The following is a 17,826-nucleotide window of genomic DNA, read 5'->3' as shown; positions in this document are numbered from 1 at the left end:
CCGAGATTGAGAAAAGAGCACCGTGCCACTACGTACCGATTCATACTATAGAAGCCTTGCTGAGGCCGCCCTGAAGCGTGCGGGGGTGGAAGAGCCTCCCGTACCAATTGAAGATATGGCGCGGGGGTACGGAATTCCGGTTCGCGATGTCGTAATGCCTGCCTTTTTTGGCGGAGCGACGATAAATGAGGATGGGCTCCCGGTGATCCTTGTCAATGCAGCCAAAGATGAGTACACGCGAAGAAAGATTCTCGCGCATATGGTGGGGCACATGGTGATAGTGCTTGCGGATTCTTCGAGCTCTTATCCTAGGAATACCAACGAAGAGCATCTGGACGCAGCCATCGTAGCCGATGAGCTCATCACCCCTGCTTACCTGGTCATGGATCAGGCGCAGAAGTGGTTTAACGACTATCGCTACCTAGCGCGCCTCTTTGGAGTGACAGAAGAAGAGATGATGAAAAAGATGTTCGATATGGGCATCATCCAGCAGAGGGGCATTCGTTGGGAGTACTGATATTACAGGGTTGCCGGCGCCGATGAGTCTGACAGTTGATCCAAGCCAGGAGGTTTCATGCATGCCAATTACGCCATAGGCGTTGACGTAGGAGGAACCCGGATAGCGGTAGGGTTGGTGGATCGGAAAGGTCGCATCCTGAGAGACGCCAAAGCCCTGACGCCGCGCGGTGGGCCCTTTGCGATAGTCGATGCGATCATAGATCTCATCGGAGAGGTATCTTGCACCGTGCAAGCAGGAGAAATCTCTGGAATCGGTGTGGGTCTTCCGGCCCAGATCGACTTCGCTCGGCAGCACGTAGAGTTTTGCACGAACCTTCCTTTGGCAGGAGTGGATGTTCGCGCTTTAGTCATGTCAAGGGTCAAGCACCAGGTGATCTTGGACAACGATGGAAATCTGGCTGCTTTCGGGGAGTCTCGATACGGGGCTGCCAGGACTGTGCGGCACTTTCTCATGATAACCCTGGGGACTGGTGTTGGAGGCGGAATGTTCATTGGGAAAGAGCCATACCGCGGGTTTCGGGGTCTTGGGGCCGAAGTTGGCCACATGGTAGTTCAGATGGACGGCCCGCCCTGTCCATGCGGCGGGAACGGTCATATTGAGAGCTATCTAGGCCGTCCGGCTCTTGCCGCAAGAGGCCGGGAGCTCGCCAAAACCTATCGTGGAGCCGCGATTTTGGAGCAGGCAGGCGGTGATCCTGACGTACTGACAGCCGAGGACATCGTCAAGGCAGCTTTAGCGGGCGATGAGGCGGCTACAGAGATTTTGATGGAGGCCGGGGTGATTCTCGGAAGAGGGCTGGTGGGACTCGTTAACCTGCTCAATCCACAGATGATTGTGGTTGGCGGAGGGATCGGCGAGGCGTGCCCATTTCTGATCGATAGGGCTGCCGAGATCATCGCGGCAGAGGGTCTTGCCGGCAAACGCGATGTCAAGGTGGTTCCGGCCGAGCTGGGTAATGATGCGGGAGTTTTAGGTGCTGCGGCCTTGGCGTTTGAGGAAAGCGACAGCAAAGAGGGGCTGAGCAGATGAGCTCCGGTAGCAAAGCCGAGGTCTATTTTGCCCCTGTGAGATCTTTGGGTAAGAAATCGCTGGTTACAAGAGCCGGCACCTTGCTGGACAAGGCTGGTCTTGCTCGAGTGGTGGCTGACAAGGATATGGTCGCGGTCAAGTTGCACTTTGGCGAGCAGGGGAACACCGGCTTTGTGAGCCCCGTGTTCGTTCGCGAAGTGGTATCGAGGATACGGCAGGCAGGGGGCAACCCCTTCCTCACAGATGCCAACACGCTATATCGCGGTCAGCGCTCGAACGCCGTGGATCACATCGTTTGCGCTCTTCGCAATGGATTTTCCTATGCGACCGTGGAGGCCCCGATAGTGATCGCTGACGGGCTTGATGGACGTGAAGCTATAGACGTCCCGATAGAGGGATTCAAACACTTCGACACTGTGAGGATAGGCTCTGCAGCGATTCATGCCGACGCCATGGTTGTTGTCACCCACTTCAAAGGCCATGAGGCTACCGGATTTGGTGGTGCCATAAAGAACGTGGGCATGGGACTTGGATGTAGAAGTGCCAAACAGCGCATGCACGCCGATTTCCGCCCCGCGGTCGATGGTGATAAGTGCACTGCGTGCGCCAGATGCGTCAAGTGGTGTCCGGTAGACGCGATAACGCTCAAGGATGAAAAGGTAGTCAAGATAGATTTCAGCACTTGCTACGGGTGCGGGGAGTGTGTTGCCGCTTGCCCCTTCGGCGCAATAGCCGTTCAGTGGAAGACGGAGCCAGCCGCGATTCAGGAAAAGATCGTGGAGCATGTTGCGGGCGCCCTTGCCGGCAAGGAGGGTAAAGTCATATACGTGTCGTTCGTGATGAATGTTACTCCCGACTGTGACTGCTGGCACTTCTCCGACGCCGCGGTTGTACCGGATATTGGCGTTCTTGCCTCAACGGATATAGTCGCAATCGACCAGGCGGCATACGACCTTGTCGTCAAGGCGCCTGGACTGGAGGGCACGCTGGGAGAGGGGCTTGCGGCAGACTCTGACAAGTTCGCCAAAATCTCCGGTATCGATGGAAGCATTTCCATGGCGTATGCCGAGAGCATGGGATTGGGTACACGTAAGTATGACCTCATAACGGTTGCCTGACTCGGAGGCGCTGTTACCGATTTAGCGGACACGAACGGAGAGTGCGGGATGGAATACACGCCGATACTGAAGCAGGCAGCGAGCATCATGTGGAAACACAAGGTGCTGTGGGTGCTCAGCTTTTTTGCGACGGGCTCGATATACAACATCTACCTGATCTTCCCGACTACCGCCTTTGGGCCAGAGATGGATATCCAGGGGCTTGAGGCACTGTTCGCGGAGAATCTCTTCCTGATCTTTGGGGCTTCCTTTGCCGCCTTGCTGCTCTTTATAGCTTTTTGGGTTCTCAGCCTGGCGGCGCAAGGAGGACTGGTTCGGCTTGTCGCCGACGCGGATAGTGGGGTGGCGGTCAGAGGTCGGACAGGATGGAAGACGGGCTTTGGGTTGCTCGGAAGGATATTTCTTCTCATGATTGTCCTCTTTGTGCCATATGCCATAGTTGCCGCTGTGGTCACAGGATTGATTGCAGCCCCACTCTTGCTGGCTGGAATGGAAGAGGATCTGTCCGGTCCATTTCTTGTGTTTTGCGGTGGGATGATGATCGGAGGCCCCCTTCTGATTGTCGGAGGCATACTGCTCGATATGCTTTCACACCTTGGCCTGCGGCATATTGTTCTCGGCGATTTGTCGGTAATTCGCTCTATCGGTCAAGCATGGAGAGATCTGCGCGCCCGATTCAAAGATGTTGTCGTAATGTGGCTACTTTTGTTCGTGATAAGCATCATCGTTTGGGGAATAATGACCTCGGGCACGGTGTTGCTTGAGGCTATTCAGACATTTGTGACGCAGTTTAGCTTCTGGGGCGCGGTAGCCGTTGGATTTCTCGACTTTCTGCTACTTACTGCGGGCGCGGTGATTTGGTGGAGCTTCCACTCGGGGGCATGGACCCTTTTCTTCCGGCGCGCCGAGCTATCCGCCGAGCCCACGCAATCCGTCGCTGCTCCGTCACCGCTGCCCGTTGCCGAGACTCCCGCACCAGTGAATCCAGCGCCGGCTCCTACCATCGATGGGTGACAGGGGTAGACTGCTTGTCTGTGCGACGCCGATAGGCAACCTCGGCGATGTGACACTCAGGGTCCTGGATGCACTGCGGGAAGCCGACCTGATCGCCGCCGAGGACACGCGGGTCACCTCGCGACTACTGCGTCGCTATGGGATCGAAACGCCGATGCGGCGCTACGACGCGCACACCGCGTCTAAGCACAGCGCCGGCCTCATCGAGCGGATGGCCTCGGGGCAGACCGTGGCGCTAGTCTCTGACGCAGGGACTCCTGGTCTGTCGGATCCAGGGGAGCTGATTGTCCGTGAGGCAATCGAGGCGGGCATCGAAGTCGATGTTCTGCCAGGACCGTGCGCCGCTATAACCGCTTTGATCTTTAGCGGTGCGCCGACCCGGGCATTTTATTTTGGTGGTTTTCTTCCGAGAAAAACCGGGGACAGGCATAAGCTTCTGGAGTCAATTAAGCCGCTGGATGCGACGCTCGTTTTCTACGAGTCTCCGCACAGGGCCGCCGGCGCGCTCGCTGCTATCGCCGACGTTATGCCCGGAAGACAAGCTGTCGTCGCGCGTGAGCTTACCAAAATCCACCAGGAGATATTGCGCGGTGAAGCGAAAGGTTTGGCGAAGATGTTGTCGGAGCGCACACTCAAAGGCGAGTTGGTGCTGGTGATATCCCCTCCGCTTGAGGAAGCTGAGCGGGCGTTTGACGAGAACAGCATACGCGAGGCGGTCGAGCGCCAAATCTCTGACGGGGTTACCCGCTCGGATGCGATAAGGGCGGTTGCGAAAGAAACAGGTCTGGCCCGCAGCGAAGTGTACAAGATCGCTCACGAGCGGTAGAGTTTATGCTCCGTAAACCACATAAAGTCCCACATCGCATTTGGCGAAGATGAAAGATGGAGCATGAGCAAAAAACCGTTTTACCTGACAACGCCGATCTACTACGTAAACTCTGTGCCTCATCTCGGCACGGCATATACGACGATAGCCGCGGATGCACTTGCACGCTACCGCCGAATGACCGGTTACGACGTATTCTTTCTTACCGGTCTTGACGAGCACGGGCAGAAAGTCGCGCAGGCTGCAGCCGAGCATAATATGACTCCTCAGCAGTGGTGCGACGAGATCGCACCGAGATTTCTCGACACCTGGGGGCTGCTGCAGATCACGAACGACGACTTTATACGCACGACAGAGGAGCGGCATAAATCCGGAGTTCAGGCATTCTGGAATGCCCTGCATGATAAGGGCCACCTTTATCAGGGCCGGTATGAAGGCTGGTACTGCGTGCCCGATGAGACCTTCTACTCCGAAGAGCAGCTCACCGACGGCGCTTGCCCGGGATGCGGGAGAGACGTCCAGTATATTCGCGAGGAAAACTGGTTTTTCAGGCTCTCGGAGTTCCAGCAAAGGCTCCTCGACCACTACGAGGCCAATCCCGGATTCATACAGCCTGCCACTCGACGCAACGAGGTCGTTAGCTTTGTCAGTGGCGGACTGAAAGATCTGTCGATCTCCCGCACGACGTTTTCCTGGGGAGTGCCTCTGCCCTTCGCCGAGAACCATGTGACCTACGTCTGGATCGATGCTCTCCTCAACTATGTCACCGCTGCGGGGTACGGCTCGAGCAGCTCTGACATGGTGGATCGATTCGAGCGGTACTGGCCCGCCCAAGTGCACTTTGTCGGCAAGGACATCATCCGGTTTCACTGCGTTATCTGGCCCGCCATGCTCATGGCCGCAGGGATCGAGCTCCCCGAGTCGGTCTTCGCCCATGGCTTCTTGCTGACCAAGGGCGAAAAGATGAGCAAGTCCAAAGGTAACGTCGTCGATCCGCAAAGCCTAGTCGAAAAATTCGGCGTAGACGGGTACAGGTATTACTTCCTTCGCGACGTTCAGTTTGGGGCGGACGGCTCGATCTCGATGGAGTCGATGGTGCAGCGCTATAACGGCGATCTCGCCAATGATTGGGGCAATCTTTGCTCGCGTGCCCTGAATATGGCGGAGAAGTACTTTGATAGCGTGGTGCCCGCAGACTCAGCGACAGACCTTTCAGATGGCGAACGCTCACTGCGCGCGATTGCGGGTCTGCTGCCCGAGAGGTATGAGTCCGCCATGGCGGCACTGAATTATGCGGCGGCTCTCGAGGCGACATGGGATCTGATAAAGGAAACCAACCGTTACATCGAAAGCGCCGAGCCCTGGAATCTTGCAAAGTCCGAGGAGCACGCAGACAGACTAAAGACCGTGATCTATCACGCTCTTGAGGCTGTTCGTATCGCCGCGCTGTTCTGCGCTCCCATCCTGCCCATTACAAGCGCCGATATATGGAGCCGACTCGGCCTGGGAGATATTCATGAGGTGAAAGAGATCGAGGCCCAGGCAAAGTGGGGCGGACTACCTTCGGGCAATCGCATCGTGAAGGGAACCCCCTTGTTTCCTCGAATTTACGACGAATGACAAACAACGAGCCTGGAATGGCAAGAGAGTCACGCGCTAGAGCACGCATCGTCGATCTGCCTGAGCTTGGCGCGCCCATAGCGGACACGCATGCGCACCTGGATATGTTCGACGATCCGGCGGGCGTTTTGGAGCGAGCCGCTATGGCTGGAGTTCCGCTGGTGCTCACCGTCGCCGATCTGACCGAGGTGCCTGAGGGTACGTATGATAACTTGAGCAAGTGGAGAGATGAGGCTGACCGGCGACTATCGGACTGGGACCTGGAGGTGTCTGCTCCAGACGTAGGCGTCGTTATCGGCGTTCACCCCCACAACGCAAAGAACTTCTATCCTGAGCTTGAGTTTCTCTTTCAAAAACTGGCGACTGACCCTCGCACTGTTGCTTTGGGGGAGATGGGACTCGACTTCTACTACGATCACTCTCCGCGTGATACACAGATGCGGCTGTTTCGAGCTCAACTCGCGCAGGCTCACAATCATTCACTTCCCGCGGTGATTCATCTGCGCGATGCTTACGCGGAGGGAATCTCGGTTTTGCGTGAGATGGGCGTGCCGGAGGCAGGCTGCGTGGTTCACTGTTTTACCGGTGATATCGAGGTTGCGGAGTCCTTGATCGAGTTGGGGTGTCATATCTCCTTTGCCGGGCCGGTAACTTTCAGAAAAGCCGGGATACTTGATGTGGCCGCCGAGCTCCCTTTGGATCGGATAATGGTCGAGACAGACTGCCCATTCCTGGCGCCTGAGCCCTATCGCGGTTACATGAACGAGCCTGCACTGGCCGTGCTTATAGCTGCCCGGATCGCCGGGGCGAGAAATATGAGTATGCAAGATTTTGCACAAGCGGTGTTCGAGAACACCAAAAGGGTGTTTTTTCGGAGGCGGTGACATATGGATGCGGGCGCCCCAAAAATCCTCTGTATCTTAGGCAGTCCACGCCGCCACGGCAATAGCGAGCAGCTGCTGGACGCATGCGTCTCGGGTATAACGGACTCCGGGGTCCTGGTCGATCGCCTGGCTGTTGTCGAGCACGCAATCGAGCCGTGTGTCGGCTGTGGGGGCTGCGGCGGCTTCGCTCTGAGCGGCGCATGTGTTATCCAAGACGACATGAGTGAGATTTATCCCCGAATAGATGCCGCGGCTGCGATCGTGGTGGCTTCTCCGGTCTACTTTGCGACCGTGCCGGCGTCGCTAAAGGCGCTCTACGATCGCTGCCAGCCATATTGGGAGCGCCGCCACGCGCGCGTCTCCTCCGAGGCGATCGCCGGTGTCCCGATGCGCAGGAAGGGAGCTTTGCTGCTGGTCGGCGCAGGCGGGGACCCATTTGGATTCGACGCAGCGATTGCAACAACGCGCAGCGTATTTGCGAATCTGGAGATTGATTACACTGAGGAGATTTTGGCCGAGGGACCCGATCAGGCTGGAGATATATTGCGCTACCCCGAAATCCTGCGCTCGGCGGTGGAGGTGGGACGGCGCCTGGCGAAAGCGGTGCATCGTCAGCAAGGTCTTTGAGGCGAGCGGGGCCGGCGGAGCTAAATTCTGTGCACTACTGAGTCGACCTCGGCGCTGTTTCCCAAAATCAACTCCACCCAGGTAGCCCTTCGATATCCATCTCTGGGTTTGCCTACCGAGCCGGCACAGATGAAGTGAAGTGTTTTGCCGAAGGGCGCAGCCACCTTGCGGTGGTAAGGAGTGTGGACGTGACCTACGCAAACAACATCAGCGTCAGCGTCCTCGGCCATGTTCATCAGATGATAGTCGCTTATGTCGAGGGTGAGGTACTCGTTTATTCTTCTGGGGCTGCCGTGGGTCAGAAGCACGCGAGTGCCGTGGTGCTCGAAGCGCAGCTGCCAAGGCAGCCCGGCCAGCCACTTGCGATCCAAATCAGATACGGTGGAGCCCGCGGGCTCGTCGCAGTTACCGCGCACAGTGGGGATCTGCAGTTCGCGGAGGCGTGTTGTCACCAGCGTTGGCTCACGGTTATAGCCGATCAGGTCTCCCAGGCAGTATCGTTCGGCGATTCCACGGGCAGAAATATCCGCAAGCACTTCGTCAAGAGCTGCTGCGTTACCGTGGATATCTGAAAGCAGGGCGATCCTTCTCATCTCTCTCCAGCAGGTTCATCGTGGCCGTACAGGTTTCAGGGTAATAATATATAGGAGATGAAATCGTCGAAGATAATATTGATCTTTGTCATCCTTCTCGTTTCGGCCATTTTCTCCGGGTGCGCCGCCGACGCGACGCTTCAACCCGAACGGAGTGAGCGGCTCACTCAGACTGAGACGGCGCCGCTTCAGCCCGAGACGGATCCGGCCACTCCCACCACTCCGCTTCCTGAGCCAACTCTGCCGCCCACGCCCCCTGCGCCTCCTCCAGCGGCCGAGGCTCCGCCTCAGCGTGAACCGGGTCAAGACGCGCCGCGAACCATACGCGCCGTGGTCTCTCGGCATGTGGATGGCGACACCGCAAGATTTCGCATTGAAGGCGCCGAGGAGAAGGTGCGATTTATCGGGGTGGATACCCCTGAGGTTTTCGGAGGCGCCGAGCCGCTAGGAAGAGAGGCGTCATCCTACACCAGGCGCGCGATTCCGGTAGGTGCGAGCGTCTGGCTGGAGACCGATGTCGAGAATCGCGATCGCCACGGGCGGCTTTTGGCATACGTGTGGGTCGGGCAACCGCTTGACTCCACCCCTGGCGAGGTGCGCTCGAAGATGCTCAACGCGCGTCTTGTCTCGGCGGGCTATGCAAAGGTCTACACATTTCCGCCAAACGTCAAGTACGCTGAGCTTTTCCGGACGTTTCAAGTTGAGGCGCGCGAGGCAGATCGTGGCTTGTGGGGCTCTGCCGCAGTTGGAGCGGCGCCGGTCCCACCTCCCTCCGCCGCTCCGCAAGCAGGGGACACCACGGTCTTCATCACACGCACGGGAGAGAGATACCATGACGATGGCTGCCGCTTCCTTGCCAGAAGCAGGATACCGATCTCGCTTACAGAGGCGAGGGCCCGAGGTTTCGAGGCGTGCGGTGTCTGCTGGTGAAGGCGAGTTGCGAGCGAAGATGGCAGCCGAGGTGGGTTAGCCTGCTAGCCTAAGGGCAGTGCGGCGTAAAGTCACAAACCCGACTTCAGAACCGCGCCTTTATCGGCTGAACTCACAAGGCTGGCGAAACGGGCAAGCACGCCTTTTGTAACGCGAGGAGCGCGAGGCTGCCAAGAGGACTTTCTCGTGGCGAGCTCTTCCTCCGAGACATGAAGGGTCAGGGCTCCTGTGTTGATGTCGATTGTGATCTCGTCGCCCTCGGCTACAAGGGCAATGGGCCCTCCGACCATGGCCTCTGGCGCAACGTGCCCGATCGCGGGGCCCTTCGTTGCCCCGGAGAAGCGCCCATCGGTTATCAGCGCGACGCTTGCGGCAAGGTGGGGTACTCCGGAGATGGCGGCGGTCGGTGCAAGCATCTCTGGCATACCAGGCCCACCCTTGGGCCCCTCGTAGCGGATGACGACGACGTCACCTTCGGTGATGGCTCCGCCGAGAATGGCGGCAACTGCCGAAGCCTCATCGTTGAATACGCGCGCGGGACCTGTGAGCACGCGCATGTTTTGCGGGATGGCGGATTGCTTGACTATCGCGCCGTCTGGAGCAAGGTTGCCACGCAGTATCTTCAGGCCACCCTCGGGAAAGTGTGGTTCGGCAAATCTGCGGATCACGACGCCATCGGCATCTTTTGCCTCATCGGCGATCTGGCCGATGGTCTTGCCCGTGATGGTCGGGGCGTCCCGCTCTATCAGCCCACCGCGATCCAGCTCGCGAATGAGCGAAGGGATCCCGCCGACATGGTAGAGCGACTCGATGTAGATATCGCTTGCCGGGCTGATGCGGACCAGACTCGGCGTTCTTGCCGAGATGGCGGACCAGTCATCGTAGGTAAGGTCGATATTCGCCTCTTGCGCCAGCGCCGTTATGTGAAGGACGGTATTGGAGCTGCCGCCGAAAGCCATGTCGACCGTGATTGCGTTGCGCAGCGACACAGGCGTGATGATGTCCAGCGCGGTTATGTTCTCCTCTAGCAGGCGCATTACCCGGATGCCGGCCTCCTTGGCCATCCGGATTCGCTCCGAGTAGACCGCCGGAACGGTGCCGTTTCCGGGCAGGCCGATTCCAAGAGCCTCGATGAGGCAGTTCATGGAGTTGGCGGTAAACATCCCGGCGCAGCTGCCGCATGTCGGGCATGCGTGCTCTTCCAGATGAAAGAGGTCTTCTTTTGAGATAAGGCCCGCCTCGAACTTTGAAACGGCGGTGAATACCGTTTCGACAGATACCGCTTTCCCGGAGCTGTCGCGACCTGAAAGCATGGGTCCGCCTGAGATGATGACGGTCGGCAGGTTCAAGCGCGCCGCCGCCATGAGCATACCCGGAATTACCTTGTCGCAATTGGGGATCATAACCACGGCGTCGAAAGCGTGAGCGGAAACAGCGATTTCCACCGAGTCCGCGATCACTTCCCGGCTCGGCAAGGACGACCACATGCCCTGGTGGTTCATCGCCAGGCCGTCACAGACGCCGATGGTGGAGATCTCCAGAGGGGTTCCGCCGGCCATGAGCACGCCAGTTTTCACTCCCTGCGCGATCTGATCGAGCATGGTGTGCCCGGGGATGATCTCGTTCGCCGAGTTGATGACCGCCACAAATGGCCGCGCAATCTGCTCGTCGGTGAGACCGTCGGCCTTGAGCAGGCTACGGTGAGGGGCCCGGGCGGATCCGGATTTCATGAGATCGCTTCGCATGTTCATGGCTATGGAGTATACGCAAAGCTCCGCCGAAAAACACTCCATTTGTCAAAGCTTGGTAACTCCGATAACATGGGCAGTCCATTTTTCTTTGTTGCCGAACTGTAACCGATTGCACCGAGGGAAGATATGGGACGAGCGCCGAGAAGGTCGGCCGGGTTCCTGAAAACGTACCAGTTTATCGCTCTTTTATCTGTAACAGCTATCGTCGCACTCAGCGTAACCGGATTTGCATGGGCCCAAAAGCGAGTCACCGTCATAGTGGATGGAAGCTCGCATTGTTACGATACGCAGGCCGATTCAGTGGAGGCCCTGCTGGATCAGGCCGGAATCAATGTGGCTGAAGGGGATCTGCTTTCTCCAGCGGCCGACACCCAGGTATCTGACGGCATGACCGTGGTCGTTCGCAGCTCGGTGCCGGTCACCATTCACCTCGGACAAGAGATAATCGAGGTCGATGTGGTTGGGCGAACCGTGGCAGACGCTCTGACCGCTGCCGGATTGGATCCGGGCGCCGGGCTGGATGTCTCCCCCGATATATCTGAGCCACTCTCTTCTGCGATGACAATCGAGGTCCGCGACGCCTTCGTCAGAATCGAGGAGAAGCCCACCGAAGTTGCCTATGCGACGGTGACACGCAACGATCCTGCACTGGAAGTCGGGTCGCGCGAGGTTATCTCGGAGGGTGCGCCAGGGCAGGCCCTGAGGATCTATCGGATTCCGGTGATAGACGGCAACCCCGGTGAGATGGAGCTCATCTCCGAGAAGGTCGTCCGTGAGCCGCAGAATAAGGTCATTGCGCTGGGAACCAGGCGACCGACCGCTTCCTCCCCTTCGATTCGTCCGATCAGCACAGCGACTTCGGCCCCAGTGGGCAGGAGACTAAACGTTGTTGCCACAGGTTATGCGCCAGGCGTTAACGGCGTGGGAACAAGAACCGCCACCGGAGCCAGGGCTGCCAGGGGAATTATCGCCGTCGACCCTAGGGTGATTCCGCTGGGCACCAGACTTTACGTTCCCGGGTATGGTTATGGGGTCGCGGCTGACACTGGAGGCGCCATAAAGGGCAACAAGATCGATCTTTGCTTTGCAACCGGCGCCGAGGCGATCTCCTGGGGTCGGCGCACTGTGACCATCACCATCCTGCCCTGATTGGGAGGCCCACACCTCGTGTCGCCTAACTCTCGGCTAGCGTCTCCAAGGGCAACTATTCAGACGCTTCAAGAATACGGCCTTCATACACGCAAATCTTTGGGGCAGCACTTTCTGGTTGACGACAACATCGTAGGTCGCATCCTGGCCCTGGCCGACATATCCGCCGATGAGCCGGTGCTGGAAATTGGCCCCGGGATAGGCACTCTCACAGTGGCTTTGTGCGCCGAGGCGGGGCACGTCCTGGCTATCGAGCGCGATCCCCGGCTGCTTCCGGTGCTCGAAAAGTTGGTCGCCGAGTGTCGGACGCTTACTATCATCCATGGGGATGCGCTAAAGATCTGCGCTGATGATCTTGTTACGCCACTGGGTCCACCAATCGCGCTGGTCGCTAATCTGCCTTATTCAATTGCAGCCACTCTTGTCCTGTCACTCTTTCAGTCGGCACCTTCACTTGCGTCAGCTACGGTCATGGTTCAGTCCGAGGTAGCGGATCGCATGAGCGCCGAGCCGAGCTCGAAAGATTACGGGGCCTTTACTGTCAAATTGGGGTTGCTGGCGCGCACAACAGGCCGATTCCGAGTGGCGCGGTCCTGTTTCCTGCCGCCGCCGAGGGTGGATTCTTCGGTAATCCGTCTCGATCGTATAACTTCTATGGCCTCGGCAGCTGAAATTGCAGCTGCGGGCAGCGCGGCGGGAGCCGCATTTGCGTACAGGAGAAAGACGCTACGCAACTCCCTTTGCGCGGCTCTGGGCGCGGACATTAGGACGGTGGACTTGGCGCTTGAGCAAGCCGGAATCGATGGTTTGACACGCGCGGAAAATCTGGATATCCAACAGTTTGTGCAGATGGGGATTGCGCTGCGTGGAAACAGCCTTTTACCTTGAGTTATTTACGAATATAGTGTATACTTTCGGCTTCCTGTGGAAGGAGGCGAGTGTATGGATTTAGCTGCACAGACTTTAGTTGTTGGCCGCATAAGGACCGACCTGGAAGCCATGATGGGTACTCGCATGCGACTTAGGGCAAATATGGGCAGGTCGAAAATAGTAGAGCGAGAGGGGATCCTCGAACAGACTCACCCGGCGCTGTTTGTGGTCAAAGTGGAGGAAAAAAGGGAACGCACCGCACGCGTTTCTTACAGCTACGTCGATGTGCTAACCGGCACTGTGGAGCTCACGCATTGTGAAAGCGGCGAGAACCTGCTGCCTTGGCTGAACTAACCGCGATAGCGCCTGCCAAGGTCAACCTCTACCTCGAGGTCGGTGGCATCCGACCCGACGGTTACCATGAAGTAAAAACGATAGTGCAAGCGATCGAGCTGCACGACACCATCAAGCTGACCTCGGCTGAAAGGCTTGAGGTTGCTATGAGCCCGGATATCGGCACCCCCGCCGAGGAAAACATTGTCTACAAGGCGGCTGTCGCATATGCGCACGCAGCGGGTGTTTCGCCAGACGTGCGTATCGAGATAGAGAAGACGATTCCGAGTGGAGCAGGACTTGGCGGAGGCAGCTCTGATGCCGCTGCAACCTTGCTGGCCCTATCTGTCCTGTGGGATTCGCCCGTCGGCGAAGCCGATCTTTGGAGCATAGCTTCTGGCCTGGGTGCCGACGTGCCGTTCTTTCTTCGGGGTGGCACCGCGTTGCTCACTGGAAAAGGCGATGTGCTCGATAGGAGCCTGCCCACTCCAGCTCTTGATATCGCGTTGATCAAACCGCATCGGTCGGTCTCCACTGCTGAGGCCTATCGTTTGTTCACAGGCGTTGGCGCGCAATCATCCGCAGATGCGGGCTCCATGCTCGCTGCCCTGTCAGGCCAGGATCCGGCCATGATCGCTTCGGCACTGCGCAACGACCTGACTGGTGCCGCAAGCATACTCGCCGAGGAGATACCTCGGATACTAGATTTTTGCGCTACCAGCGAAGGAGTGCTTGGTTGCCTGATGAGCGGAAGTGGGTCGGCAGTGTTTGCTATTTGCGAGAATGCCCGCTCCGCCACTTCGATATGCAATGCTGCCGAAAGTAACGGTTGGTGGTCGCAGGCCACCAGCACCTTGAGCACCGGAGCTAAAGTGAGTGTCGCAGGGGAGCGCCCATGAAGGTAGATGCGGTTGTTTTGGCGGGCGGCAACGGGGCGGTGCTCGATCCGGACATCAAGGTCAAGGGACTTTTGCCCGTAGCGGGCAAGCCGATGGTGGAGTGGGTCGTCGACGCGCTGAGGGCATCCGGGACGATTGCCGGAATCGCAGTCGTGGTACCTACCGCCGAGGATCTAGGTCCTTGGGTCGACAAGGTGGACAAACTCGTCGTGTCCAATGGCCCGTTCTTCAAAAATATTGAAGCGGGTACCAGCGCTTTTCGCGAAAAAAGACCGGTGCTGATTACAACGGGAGATCTGCCTGCCTTAGATCCCCTCGACGTGGAGGAGTTCCTCGGAAAGTCTATCGCCGCGAAAGCCGACTTTTCGTATCCGCTGATATCGAAGGCAGCGTTACTCGACCAGTTTCCGGGCAGCAAGCGCACGTACATCCGGCTCGTGCAAGGCGAGTTCACCGGCGGCAATATGATGATGGTCAATCCATCTCTTGTGGAGCGCAACCGGGAGATCGGGCAGCGGTTATTTGACACCAGGAAGTCTCCGGTGCGGATGGCTCGCGCGATCGGTATCCGCTTTGTTCTCAAACTTGTTTTGGGTCGCCTGGACGTGACCGACGTGGAGGCAAAGATGGGGGAACTGCTCGGCGGTAAGGGCGTGGCGATCTACATGGATGGCGCTTCGATAGGGGCCGATGTCGACAAGCCGGTAGATGTCATAGTTGCCGAAAAGGTCATGTACGCAAAAGCAGGTAGGAAAGCGCGCATCTAGAAATAAGAGAACAATAGTGCGCCCGGCCCGGCAGCGGGTCTCGGTGGAATAAGAGTTTCACATCAACAGGGGCGATATATGAAGATCACAAAGGTTACCTTGCGGCCGGTGTCGATGTCTAAAGTATGCGCGATCGCCAGCATAGTCATCGACGACTCGTTTGTCATACACGACCTGCGGGTAGTCAATGGCGACAAGGGACTTTTTGTGGCGATGCCCTCGCGAAAGCTGCCAACAGGCAAGTTCCGCGACATCTGTCATCCGGTAGACACCGAGACGAGACTCAAGATACAGCAGGCCGTTCTGAAGCGATTTCACGAAGAAGGTGGGATCAAGGCGTTTGTCCACTCAAGTAGTTGACGCACCCTGCCTGCTTCCATAAAGTAGGTATGCTTTGGGGCGTAGCCAAGCGGTAAGGCAGCGGACTTTGGATCCGCCATCCGTAGGTTCGAATCCTACCGCCCCAGCCAGTTTGTCTTATGTCGTCTCCGAGTGATTGACTGTGGATCCAAAAAGGAGCTGCGATGAATGCGGTTGCGCTTGTGCTCGCGGCCGGCGAAGGCACGAGGATGCGCTCGGATCTGCCAAAGGTGGCGCACGCTGTGCTCGGCGTTCCGATGGTGCAGCTGGTAATCGACGCAGCCAGAGAGGCCGGCTGTGATTGCGTGGTGGTCACCGGCCATAAGGCCGAGATTGTCGAACCGCTGCTGGATGATGTGGCCTGCGTGCGGCAGGAGTGTCAGCTCGGGACCGCGCATGCCGTGGTGTGCGCGCGCGAAGCTGTATCCGGTGTCTCGGATTCACTTGTGATCCTGAGTGGTGACACTCCCTTGGTGCGGCCAGAGACCATACGCTCGCTTGTGGAGTGTCGCCGGCGCGAGTCGGCAGAGGCGGTTCTTCTCACTGCTCGCATGGAAGACCCAACCGGTTATGGGCGTATAGTTCGCTCTGATGCGGGCGAGGTTGTTGGAATCGTCGAGCACAAGGATGCAAGCGCCGATCAGCTCGCCATCGACGAAGTCAACACAGGTATCTACTGTTTTGACGCGAAGGTGCTCTTCGAGCACCTGGACCGCGTGGGCACCGACAACGCTCAAGGCGAATTCTACCTCACGGACGTCATATCGCTCATCGTTGCGGAGGGCCTATCCGTCGTGGCCATCGAGTCCGATGAACCAGAGGAGACCATGGGAGTGAACTCCCGCGTCCAGCTCGCCGAAGCCACGGCAGTGCTTCAGTCGCGCATCAACAGGCGACACATGCTTGCCGGCGTGACAATGACCGACCCGTCGCTTGTATGGATCGCTCCCGGTGTCGAGATCGGCCGGGATGTGCTGATCGAACCTATGACCCAGGTGATGGGTTCGACATCTATAGGCGCTCGCGCACATATTGGCCCGAACTGTCGTATCGAAGACTCTGTGATCGCCGAAGGAGCGTGCATAGACTCGTCGGTGGTGCTATCCGCGCGGGTCGGCCCCGAAGTTGTTGTGGGGCCATTCGCATACCTGCGGCCGGGCGCCGTGCTCGAACGTGGCGCCAAAGCGGGCACGTGTGTCGAAATAAAGAATTCGACGGTGGGAGAGAACTCCAAGGTGCCACACTTATCGTACATCGGCGATGCAACCATCGGCAGAGATGTAAATGTTGGCGCTGGCACAATCACATGCAACTACGATGGCAAGAACAAACATCGCACTACAATTAATGACGGAGCTTTCCTCGGCTCTGATACCATGCTTGTAGCGCCGGTAAATATCGGGAAGCGAGCTGTGACCGCCGCAGGCTCGGCGATTACAGGCGATGTGCCCGATGAGGCGCTCGGCATCGAAAGATCCGACATGCGTATCGTTGATAATTGGGCGGCCAGGCGGAAAAGAAAGAGCGAGCAGTGAGTGTGAAGGAGCAGAAGTGCACTTGAGCGATTCCGACAGGAGAATGCTGGTCTTTTCGGGGAGCTCCAATCGTGAGCTGTCAGAGGGTGTTGCTAAGTATCTAGGCATTGAGCTTGGCAACGTCAAGCTAAGTGAGTTTGCGAATGGCGAGATCTATGTGCGCTTCCTCGAATCGGTCAGGGGAGCTGACGTGTTTCTCATCCAGTCGATCTGTGCGCCAGTGAATTCGATGCTGATGGAACTGCTTATCATGACCGATGCCGCCAAGAGGGCCAGCGCGCGGTCGATCACCGCGGTGATCAGCCATTACGGCTATGCCAGACAGGACAAGAAGTCGGCGGCGCGGGAGCCTATCACCGCAAAGCTGGTCGCCGATTTGCTGACTGTCTCAGGGGTGGACCGTGTGATCTCGATGGATCTTCATCAGGGGCAGATCCAGGGATTCTTCAATCAGCCCGTCAATCACCTGACGGCCCTTCCTATTCTCGCCGACTATATCGAGTCTTTGAACTTCAGCGATTGCGTTGTGGTCTCTCCCGATGTGGGCCGCGTGAAGGTGTGCAAGAAGCTGGCGGACATGTTGGGCGCTGATTTGGCGATTATGCATAAAGGCAGGCCCGAGCACAATGTAGCCGAGATAACGTACGTAATCGGCGAGGTGAAGGGCAAAACATGTATCGTTGCTGATGACATAATCGACACAGGGGGCTCGATAACGGAGGGCGCGAAAGCCCTTGTCAATGCCGGTGCAAGCGAGGTGTACGTTGCCGCCACACACGGAGTGTTTTCCCCGCCCGCATATGATCGGATAGGGGCATCACCGATCAAGGAAGTGATTGTCACAAACACCTTGCCCGTGCCACATGAGCACAGGGGCGGAAGGATCAGGGTGCTGTCAGTTGCTCCACTTATCGCTCATGCGATACAAAACGTTTACAATAACGAGTCTGTTTCCGAACTTTTTGATCCTGATTTTCAACTTTAGTCCGGATCGAAGGCAG

General features: G+C 57.8%; 19 protein-coding genes and 1 tRNA gene. 18 read left to right on the top strand and 2 right to left on the bottom strand.

Annotated features, from left to right (window positions below; all coding sequences use genetic code 11):
- Window positions 1-22 precede the first annotated feature (22 nt).
- The 8 genes from KGZ89_06520 (at window position 23) to KGZ89_06485 (ending at window position 7,638) form a co-directional block, all read left to right on the top strand.
- A complete protein-coding gene (locus KGZ89_06520; protein ID MBS3974502.1) occupies window positions 23-517 on the top strand; it encodes an ImmA/IrrE family metallo-endopeptidase in 495 nt (164 codons plus the stop codon).
- 57 nt (window positions 518-574) lie between these two features.
- The gene (locus KGZ89_06515) at window positions 575-1,549 is read left to right on the top strand and encodes an ROK family protein (protein MBS3974501.1); all 975 of its coding nucleotides are present in this window, start codon (window positions 575-577) and stop codon (window positions 1,547-1,549) included.
- Window positions 1,546-2,667, top strand: coding sequence for a DUF362 domain-containing protein (locus tag KGZ89_06510; GenBank protein ID MBS3974500.1), 1,122 nt, complete (start codon window positions 1,546-1,548; stop codon window positions 2,665-2,667). Before KGZ89_06515 ends, KGZ89_06510 begins: the two co-directional genes overlap by 4 nt.
- 48 nt (window positions 2,668-2,715) lie before the next feature.
- Window positions 2,716-3,681, top strand: a complete 966-nt coding sequence (locus tag KGZ89_06505; GenBank protein MBS3974499.1) for a hypothetical protein — start codon at window positions 2,716-2,718, stop codon at window positions 3,679-3,681.
- Window positions 3,674-4,507 (top strand): 16S rRNA (cytidine(1402)-2'-O)-methyltransferase, encoded by an 834-nt coding sequence (gene rsmI / locus KGZ89_06500; GenBank protein MBS3974498.1) that lies wholly within the window; start codon window positions 3,674-3,676, stop codon window positions 4,505-4,507. The genes KGZ89_06505 and rsmI overlap by 8 nt, the downstream gene beginning before the upstream one ends.
- A 63-nt stretch (window positions 4,508-4,570) precedes the next feature.
- Complete coding sequence (metG, locus tag KGZ89_06495; GenBank protein MBS3974497.1) at window positions 4,571-6,127, top strand: methionine--tRNA ligase; 1,557 nt, start codon at window positions 4,571-4,573, stop codon at window positions 6,125-6,127.
- A 17-nt stretch (window positions 6,128-6,144) separates the two neighbouring features.
- Entirely contained in the window at window positions 6,145-7,011 is an 867-nt protein-coding gene (locus KGZ89_06490) for a TatD family hydrolase (protein MBS3974496.1), read from the top strand.
- Between the two features lie 3 nt (window positions 7,012-7,014).
- Window positions 7,015-7,638, top strand: a complete 624-nt coding sequence (locus KGZ89_06485) for a flavodoxin family protein (GenBank protein MBS3974495.1) — start codon at window positions 7,015-7,017, stop codon at window positions 7,636-7,638.
- Window positions 7,639-7,658: 20 nt separating this feature from the next.
- Here the strand turns inward: KGZ89_06485 and KGZ89_06480 are convergent, their stop codons facing one another.
- Window positions 7,659-8,231, bottom strand: a complete 573-nt coding sequence (locus KGZ89_06480; protein ID MBS3974494.1) for a metallophosphoesterase family protein — start codon at window positions 8,229-8,231, stop codon at window positions 7,659-7,661.
- A gap of 57 nt (window positions 8,232-8,288) precedes the next feature.
- Between KGZ89_06480 and KGZ89_06475 the strand changes: the two genes are divergently transcribed.
- Window positions 8,289-9,161, top strand: a complete 873-nt coding sequence (locus KGZ89_06475; GenBank protein ID MBS3974493.1) for a thermonuclease family protein — start codon at window positions 8,289-8,291, stop codon at window positions 9,159-9,161.
- Window positions 9,162-9,232: 71 nt separating this feature from the next.
- Here KGZ89_06475 and ilvD read toward each other — a convergent pair whose 3' ends face one another.
- Window positions 9,233-10,912, bottom strand: coding sequence for a dihydroxy-acid dehydratase (gene ilvD, locus KGZ89_06470; GenBank protein ID MBS3974492.1), 1,680 nt, complete (start codon window positions 10,910-10,912; stop codon window positions 9,233-9,235).
- Between the two features lie 126 nt (window positions 10,913-11,038).
- On the opposite strand from ilvD, the gene KGZ89_06465 reads away from it, so the two are divergent.
- The 9 genes from KGZ89_06465 to KGZ89_06425 all read left to right on the top strand — a co-directional run bounded on the left by KGZ89_06465 (window position 11,039) and on the right by KGZ89_06425 (window position 17,810).
- Entirely contained in the window at window positions 11,039-12,061 is a 1,023-nt protein-coding gene (locus KGZ89_06465) for a G5 domain-containing protein (protein ID MBS3974491.1), read from the top strand.
- Window positions 12,062-12,079: 18 nt separating this feature from the next.
- Window positions 12,080-12,949: a 16S rRNA (adenine(1518)-N(6)/adenine(1519)-N(6))-dimethyltransferase RsmA gene (gene rsmA / locus KGZ89_06460; GenBank protein MBS3974490.1), complete on the top strand. Its 870-nt coding sequence runs from the start codon at window positions 12,080-12,082 to the stop codon at window positions 12,947-12,949.
- Between the two features lie 54 nt (window positions 12,950-13,003).
- Entirely contained in the window at window positions 13,004-13,285 is a 282-nt protein-coding gene (locus tag KGZ89_06455; GenBank protein ID MBS3974489.1) for a Veg family protein, read from the top strand.
- On the top strand, window positions 13,273-14,163 hold the full coding sequence (gene ispE / locus KGZ89_06450; GenBank protein MBS3974488.1) for a 4-(cytidine 5'-diphospho)-2-C-methyl-D-erythritol kinase: 891 nt from the start codon (window positions 13,273-13,275) through the stop codon (window positions 14,161-14,163). Before KGZ89_06455 ends, ispE begins: the two co-directional genes overlap by 13 nt.
- Window positions 14,160-14,930, top strand: coding sequence for a nucleotidyltransferase family protein (locus KGZ89_06445; GenBank protein ID MBS3974487.1), 771 nt, complete (start codon window positions 14,160-14,162; stop codon window positions 14,928-14,930). The genes ispE and KGZ89_06445 overlap by 4 nt, the downstream gene beginning before the upstream one ends.
- Before the next feature lie 78 nt (window positions 14,931-15,008).
- The gene (gene spoVG / locus KGZ89_06440) at window positions 15,009-15,290 is read left to right on the top strand and encodes a septation regulator SpoVG (protein MBS3974486.1); all 282 of its coding nucleotides are present in this window, start codon (window positions 15,009-15,011) and stop codon (window positions 15,288-15,290) included.
- Between the two features lie 35 nt (window positions 15,291-15,325).
- Window positions 15,326-15,400, top strand: a tRNA-Gln gene (locus KGZ89_06435).
- Between the two features lie 54 nt (window positions 15,401-15,454).
- The gene (gene glmU, locus KGZ89_06430; GenBank protein ID MBS3974485.1) at window positions 15,455-16,825 is read left to right on the top strand and encodes a bifunctional UDP-N-acetylglucosamine diphosphorylase/glucosamine-1-phosphate N-acetyltransferase GlmU; all 1,371 of its coding nucleotides are present in this window, start codon (window positions 15,455-15,457) and stop codon (window positions 16,823-16,825) included.
- Window positions 16,826-16,847: 22 nt separating this feature from the next.
- Window positions 16,848-17,810 (top strand): ribose-phosphate pyrophosphokinase, encoded by a 963-nt coding sequence (locus KGZ89_06425; GenBank protein MBS3974484.1) that lies wholly within the window; start codon window positions 16,848-16,850, stop codon window positions 17,808-17,810.
- Window positions 17,811-17,826 lie beyond the last annotated feature (16 nt).

The sequence above is a fragment of the Actinomycetota bacterium genome (assembly GCA_018334075.1).
GTDB lineage: Bacteria > Actinomycetota > Coriobacteriia > Anaerosomatales > UBA912 > JAGXSC01.
Note: the sequence above shows the minus strand (reverse complement) of the source record. Positions and strands in the feature narration are given on the sequence as shown.

Excerpts from the sequence above, each read along its gene's own strand:
- glmU (MBS3974485.1), top strand. The coding sequence starts at position 15,455 with ATGAATGCGGTTGCGCTTGTGCTCGCGGCCGGCGAAGGCACGAGGATG.
- KGZ89_06480 (MBS3974494.1), bottom strand. The coding sequence starts at position 8,231 with ATGAGAAGGATCGCCCTGCTTTCAGATATCCACGGTAACGCAGCAGCT.
- spoVG (MBS3974486.1), top strand. The coding sequence starts at position 15,009 with ATGAAGATCACAAAGGTTACCTTGCGGCCGGTGTCGATGTCTAAAGTA.
- KGZ89_06505 (MBS3974499.1), top strand. The coding sequence starts at position 2,716 with ATGGAATACACGCCGATACTGAAGCAGGCAGCGAGCATCATGTGGAAA.
- rsmI (MBS3974498.1), top strand. The coding sequence starts at position 3,674 with ATGGGTGACAGGGGTAGACTGCTTGTCTGTGCGACGCCGATAGGCAAC.
- KGZ89_06445 (MBS3974487.1), top strand. The coding sequence starts at position 14,160 with ATGAAGGTAGATGCGGTTGTTTTGGCGGGCGGCAACGGGGCGGTGCTC.
- KGZ89_06510 (MBS3974500.1), top strand. The coding sequence starts at position 1,546 with ATGAGCTCCGGTAGCAAAGCCGAGGTCTATTTTGCCCCTGTGAGATCT.
- KGZ89_06475 (MBS3974493.1), top strand. The coding sequence starts at position 8,289 with ATGAAATCGTCGAAGATAATATTGATCTTTGTCATCCTTCTCGTTTCG.
- KGZ89_06455 (MBS3974489.1), top strand. The coding sequence starts at position 13,004 with ATGGATTTAGCTGCACAGACTTTAGTTGTTGGCCGCATAAGGACCGAC.
- KGZ89_06515 (MBS3974501.1), top strand. The coding sequence starts at position 575 with ATGCATGCCAATTACGCCATAGGCGTTGACGTAGGAGGAACCCGGATA.
- KGZ89_06490 (MBS3974496.1), top strand. The coding sequence starts at position 6,145 with ATGGCAAGAGAGTCACGCGCTAGAGCACGCATCGTCGATCTGCCTGAG.
- KGZ89_06485 (MBS3974495.1), top strand. The coding sequence starts at position 7,015 with ATGGATGCGGGCGCCCCAAAAATCCTCTGTATCTTAGGCAGTCCACGC.
- ilvD (MBS3974492.1), bottom strand. The coding sequence starts at position 10,912 with ATGAACATGCGAAGCGATCTCATGAAATCCGGATCCGCCCGGGCCCCT.
- metG (MBS3974497.1), top strand. The coding sequence starts at position 4,571 with ATGAGCAAAAAACCGTTTTACCTGACAACGCCGATCTACTACGTAAAC.
- KGZ89_06465 (MBS3974491.1), top strand. The coding sequence starts at position 11,039 with ATGGGACGAGCGCCGAGAAGGTCGGCCGGGTTCCTGAAAACGTACCAG.